At 56.7% G+C, this 5,465-nt stretch carries 7 protein-coding genes; all 7 read right to left on the bottom strand.

The genetic code is table 11. The features are described from left to right. Positions 1 to 443, bottom strand: a 443-nt coding sequence (locus ACXJ5O_RS17600; protein ID WP_457301018.1) for an ATP-binding cassette domain-containing protein, incomplete at its 3' end; no start/stop codon positions are given. A gap of 227 nt (positions 444 to 670) precedes the next feature. After that, positions 671 to 1,381, bottom strand: a complete 711-nt coding sequence (gene phnL, locus ACXJ5O_RS17595; RefSeq protein ID WP_457301017.1) for a phosphonate C-P lyase system protein PhnL — start codon at positions 1,379 to 1,381, stop codon at positions 671 to 673. Positions 1,382 to 1,390: 9 nt separating this feature from the next. Beyond that, on the bottom strand, positions 1,391 to 2,167 hold the full coding sequence (phnK, locus tag ACXJ5O_RS17590; protein WP_457301016.1) for a phosphonate C-P lyase system protein PhnK: 777 nt from the start codon (positions 2,165 to 2,167) through the stop codon (positions 1,391 to 1,393). Further along, positions 2,164 to 3,078, bottom strand: coding sequence for an alpha-D-ribose 1-methylphosphonate 5-phosphate C-P-lyase PhnJ (locus ACXJ5O_RS17585; protein WP_457301015.1), 915 nt, complete (start codon positions 3,076 to 3,078; stop codon positions 2,164 to 2,166). Before ACXJ5O_RS17585 ends, phnK begins: the two co-directional genes overlap by 4 nt. Before the next feature lie 256 nt (positions 3,079 to 3,334). Further along, entirely contained in the window at positions 3,335 to 4,441 is a 1,107-nt protein-coding gene (locus ACXJ5O_RS17580) for a carbon-phosphorus lyase complex subunit PhnI (RefSeq protein WP_457301014.1), read from the bottom strand. A 3-nt stretch (positions 4,442 to 4,444) separates the two neighbouring features. Next, entirely contained in the window at positions 4,445 to 5,056 is a 612-nt protein-coding gene (gene phnH, locus ACXJ5O_RS17575; protein ID WP_457301013.1) for a phosphonate C-P lyase system protein PhnH, read from the bottom strand. Beyond that, positions 5,056 to 5,463 (bottom strand): phosphonate C-P lyase system protein PhnG, encoded by a 408-nt coding sequence (phnG, locus tag ACXJ5O_RS17570; RefSeq protein WP_457301012.1) that lies wholly within the window; start codon positions 5,461 to 5,463, stop codon positions 5,056 to 5,058. The genes phnH and phnG overlap by 1 nt, the downstream gene beginning before the upstream one ends. Positions 5,464 to 5,465: the final 2 nt, after the last annotated feature.

Here is a 5,465-nt window from a genome sequence, read left to right as displayed (position 1 = left end):
CCTCCGGAGAGTGTGCCTGCGCGTTGCAGAGCCGTCTTGGCGATATCGAGCCGGTCGAGAGCAGCGACCGCCATGGCACGCTCATCGTTGGAGAAGATGCCGAGAAGACTTTTGATCGTCGAACGATGGTTTAGACGCCCAAGAAGCACATTGGTAAGAACATCGAGACGCGGCACAAGGTTGAACTGCTGGAAGATCATCGTGCAATCACGCTGCCAATTGCGCAGGTGCGAACCGCGCAGCTTGGCGACATCGGTGCCCTCGAACAGGATCGAGCCCTCGGAAGGATCGATAAGCCGATTGATCATACGCAGCAAGGTCGACTTGCCTGCGCCCGATCGGCCAATAATGCCGACCATCTGGCCTTGCGGAATTTCAACATTGACGTTGTCGATGGCGATGTTACTGCCAAAGCGCCGCGTCACGTTTTCAATCTTCAGCATTCGTCAATCCCTTTTGGCCGCTGCTTCGTCCTAGAGGGATTGTGTGAACCTGCGATGGCAGTTTCATTTCAGTTGCGTGACAACTTCGGATTGCTTTCTCAGCCTATGTGTTATCAACGGAAAACCCACCTGGACGGTGCAAAAGAGAACGGGAGCGGCACACAAATTTGCGTGATCCGCTCCCGAAAAACCGATGATTTAAAATCGAATAAAGCCCAAAGGTGGAATTATGCCGCTACGCCATTCGGTACAGAAAACGCCGTGACATCGATGATCCTGTCGGCTACAGCTTCCCGCACATCCTGGTCGTGGAAGATGCCAAGCATCGCCACACCCGTGTCCTTCTTCTGCTGGATCATCGAGACCACCACATCGCGGTTCTTGGCATCAAGCGACGCCGTTGGTTCGTCGAGAAGCAGGATCGGATGATCTGTAATGAAGCCGCGAGCAATATTGACGCGCTGCTGTTCGCCGCCCGAAAATGTCGCTGGTGGCAGCGACCACAGCCGTTCAGGCAAATTGAGTCCGGCAAGCAATGATCCGGCCTTGTCGCGTGCCTCTTTACGATCAACACCACGTGCAATCAGCGGTTCCGCGACAACGTCCAACGCCGAAACGCGCGGTACCGTACGCAGAAACTGGCTGACATAACCGATCATGTCGCGACGGATGCCGAGCATCGTGCGCGGATCGGCGGCGGCAACGTCAACGAGCCGGTCGCGATAGGGCACGATGATCTGACCGCGATCAACGGCATAGTTGCCATAAACCATCTTCAGGATGGAGCTTTTGCCCGCTCCTGAGGGACCGCCGAGAACGGCGCATTCGCCCGCCTTGATGGAGAAGGAGACGTTTGCCACGACGGGCAGTCGAATACCATCGCGCAAGTGCATGGTGAAGCTCTTGGCGACATCGGAGACAACGAGAGGTGTCGGCATGATTTTCTCCTAGACCTGCAGGATGGACGAAACGAGAAGCTGGGTGTAAGGCGCCTGAGGATCATCAAGAACGCGATCCGTAAGACCGGTCTCGACAATGTGACCATCCTTCATCACCATCATCCGGTGCGAGAGCAAACGCGCCACCGCAAGATCATGCGTCACGACAATGGCTGCCAGACCAAGATCGCTAACGAGACCACGGAGCAGATCGAGAAGTCTCGCCTGGACCGATACATCAAGACCACCTGTCGGCTCATCCATAAAGACGAGCCGCGGATTGGTGACCAGATTTCGCGCGATCTGAAGGCGCTGGCGCATACCGCCGGAAAAAGCGCGCGGTTGATCATCAATACGGTCGGCGGCAATCTCGACACGGCCGAGCCAATCGGTAGCGGTCGCGCGGATCTTGCCATAGTGCCGGTCGCCAACAGCCATCAGCCGTTCGCCGACATTGGCACCTGCAGATACGGTCATCCGCAATCCATCCGCTGGATTCTGATGGACGAAGCCCCAATCCGTACGCATCAGAAAGCGCCGCTCGGCCTCACTCATGCGGTAGAGGTCGCGGAACTGGCCATCACGCATCCGGTACTCGACCGAACCCGTGGAAGGTGCAAGGCGCGTTGCCAGACAGTCCAGCAGCGTCGTCTTGCCTGAACCGGATTCGCCAACGACCGCCAGAACTTCGCCTGGCCACAGCTCGAAGGACACGTTTTGACAGCCGATCCGGCTTCCGTAGAATTTCGAAAGCGCTTTGACTTTCAGGAGTGGGATATCGCTCATTCTGCTGCCTCCGCACGGCTGGCTGCTGCCTGTGCAGGATTGGCCGAGAGATGGCCGTGATGGCCCTCCGCCTGCCGATCCTCACAAAAATCGGTATCCGAGCAGACAAACATGCTGCCGCCTTTGTCATCAAGAATGACTTCGTCGAGATAACTGCCTTTGGCTCCGCATAGGGCGCAGGGCTCCGAGAATGTCTGAATCTCGAACGGATGATCTTCAAAATCGAGGCTCACCACTTCCGTATAGGGCGGGATGGCATAGATACGCTTTTCACGCCCTGCACCAAATAGTTGCAATGCTGGAGATTGATGCATCTTTGGGTTGTCGAATTTTGGTGTGGGCGATGGATCCATCACATAACGGCCCACGACTTTCACAGGATAAGCATAGGTCGTGGCGATGCGGCCGTGACGAGCGATGTCTTCATAGAGCTTCACATGCATCAGTCCATATTCTTCAAGCGCATGCATCTTTCGCGTCTCGGTCTCGCGCGGCTCAAGAAAACGCAGTGGTTCCGGGATCGGCACCTGATAAACGAGCGTTTGCCCAGCTTGCAGCGCAGTTTCGGGAATGCGGTGGCGTGTCTGGATGATCRTCGCCTCCGTCGTTTTTGTAGTCACCCGAACATTGGAAACCTTTTGGAAGAAGGCGCGGATCGACACGGCATTGGTCGTATCGTCGGCGCCTTGGTCAATCACTTTCAACGTGTCATTCGGGCCAATCACCGCAGCCGTCACCTGAACGCCGCCCGTGCCCCAACCATAGGGCATCGGCATTTCACGCGACGCGAACGGCACCTGATAACCGGGAATGGCAATTGCCTTCAGGATAGCGCGACGAATCATCCGTTTCGTCTGTTCGTCGAGATAGGCGAAATTATATGTCGCAAGCTGAGAGTGAGATTCGATCATATTGCACCGTTCTGCCGGAGGGAATTTGGTTCAAGGTCGAGGGATTTGGCGAGGCCGATGCCTTYCCATCGGACGATGCCGAAGCCCGAAGGATTTGAGCAAAATTCACCCGGCCTTATCGGTTTCCGGCTGGCCGCCAACCACGTTGTCAGGCAGCTTCGTCCGATGGAAAGGCATCGGCCTCGCCACCTTCCTAGTGGATTGTCTCGCCATCCGTGAAACAGAACTGGTGCAATATGGTCGAACTTCACTCTCTTCATTCTGCTGCCTCTTTGGTTTCGCTGTTTTCGCTCTCGCGGCGTTGATGCTCGCCGCGCATGCGGCGCACAAGGTCAAGCTCTGCCTGGAAGTCGACATAATGGGGCAGTTTCAGATGCTCGACGAAGCCGGTGGACTGCACATTGTCACTGTGGGAAATGACGAATTCCTCGTCCTGCGCTGCAGCCGTGATGTCCTCGCCGAGTTCCCTCGCCCGCAACGCGCGGTCACACAGCGCCATCGACATGGATTTGCGTTCACTTTGGCCGAATACGAGGCCATAGCCGCGGGTAAACTGCGGGGGCTGTTTGGATGAGCCCTTGAATTGATTGATCATCTGGCACTCGGTGACGCGAATGCGGCCCAGCGTCAGAGGAAAATCAAGCTCGGCAACTTCCAGTTCGATTTCGACTTCGCCGATACGAATTTCGCCAGCAAAAGGGTGGCTGCGCCCGTAGCCTCGCTGTGTCGAATAGGCGAGACCGAGAAGGAACCCTTCATCACCCCGAGCCAGCGCCTGCAAACGCAAATCGCGCTCCAGCGGAAACGACAACGGCTCGCGTGTGAGATCCCCTGTCTCGACGCCCTCGGGCATATCGCCATCGACTTCAATCATACCGTCATGGCCGAGGATATCGGTGACGCGTGGCGTATGCTCGTACGCTTCAACACGACGTTCGGGCGTTTCGACGATCCCATCTTCGGCGAGTTCGGGATCGAGCAGACGATGCGTATAGTCGAATGTCGGACCGAGCAACTGCCCGCCTGGCAAATCCTTGAAAGTTGCAGATATGCGTCGTTCGATCGCCATCTGCGAGGTCTCCACCGGCCTGGTATGGCCAAAGCGCGGCAATGTGGTGCGATAAGCGCGAACCAGAAAGATCGCTTCGATCATATCGCCCCGCGCCTGCTTTACTGCCAGTGCCGCGAGCTCGGTGTCGTAGAGCGACCCTTCAGCCATGACACGGTCGACTGCCAATGCAAGCTGTTCGACGATCTGGTCAAGGCCGATCGCTGGCAGCGAGCGATCGCCTCGGCGGCGTTCGCCAAGCAGTTTATGCGCATTGCGAATGGCGGCTTCACCGCCTTTGACAGCAACATACATGGCTCACGCCTCCTTATTTGAAATGCACGTCGTGCGCGGCAACGCAGCGAGTGCGCCTTTACCAGCGAAGACAAGGTCGATACCGCGCGGAAAGGCGCCGCGATTGGCGGTCCATTGATCAACGAACATTTTTGGCAACTGGCTTGGCGCAAAGCCTTGCGTGTCCTTGATGCCTGGGCCGCTTAGTGTCAGTTCTTCCGGCCCGTTAAAACCATTGATCTGGAGAATAATTGTTGTCGAGCGATCCGGATATTCGGAGGTGCCTTTGGCAAAGGATTCTAACGATGGCATCGTCTCAAGGTCGCCGATCAACGCAAATTGTGCGTCCGATGGATTTGATGTCAGTTCAAGTCCGGTATGAAACTTCAGCCAGCCAATTGCCGTCACCGAGCTGGTAATCGACTTGTCGCACCAGACCGTCGCGTCATGATCAAACAAAGTAGCCGCAACTGACGCTGCAACCGAGGAAATCGGCGACGGAGCAGCCGCCAGATTGCCGATCTCAATTACGCGGCCCGGGCTAGCCATAGCGTCCATCAGTGCCCGAAAGACCACTTGCGAATTGAAAACAGCATCGCTGAAACCGCCTTCGTAAACCTGTGTAACTGCGCGCATCAATTATCACCTCGCACCATTGTGAAGAAGTCGACCTTGGTCGCAGCCGTTTCGGCACGTCTGTCTTCAAGATTGTCGTTGAGGCGTTGCGCAATGGGCGCGAGGATCGTGTCCTCAACCGTCTGGCGGTAGGCCGGCTCCTGCCACAGCGCATCGAAGATCGCCGCGAGTCGGACTTTCTCGCTCGATCGTCCAAGGGCGTAAGCGTGACCCACTGCACCATTGCCGAGCCGCACTGTTGCACGCGTGACTGTTGCTTCGCCCAGATTAAAGGGAGCACCGCCACCACCGATGCGTCCCCGCATCATGACGAGGCCGGTTTCCGGCCCACGCAAGGTTTCGACCTGGGGCTTGTTCGCCCAATGCGTCCAGAAATCCTTCATCTCCTGCACAGTTGCCTGTGCCAGCA

The organism is Phyllobacterium sp. P5_D12, from assembly GCF_054049495.1.
Note: the sequence above shows the minus strand (reverse complement) of the source record. Positions and strands in the feature narration are given on the sequence as shown.

Coding starts and splice junctions, on each gene's coding strand:
- phnL (WP_457301017.1), bottom strand. CDS start 1,381: ATGCCGACACCTCTCGTTGTCTCCGATGTCGCCAAGAGCTTCACCATG.
- phnH (WP_457301013.1), bottom strand. CDS start 5,056: ATGCGCGCAGTTACACAGGTTTACGAAGGCGGTTTCAGCGATGCTGTT.
- phnK (WP_457301016.1), bottom strand. CDS start 2,167: ATGAGCGATATCCCACTCCTGAAAGTCAAAGCGCTTTCGAAATTCTAC.
- ACXJ5O_RS17580 (WP_457301014.1), bottom strand. CDS start 4,441: ATGTATGTTGCTGTCAAAGGCGGTGAAGCCGCCATTCGCAATGCGCAT.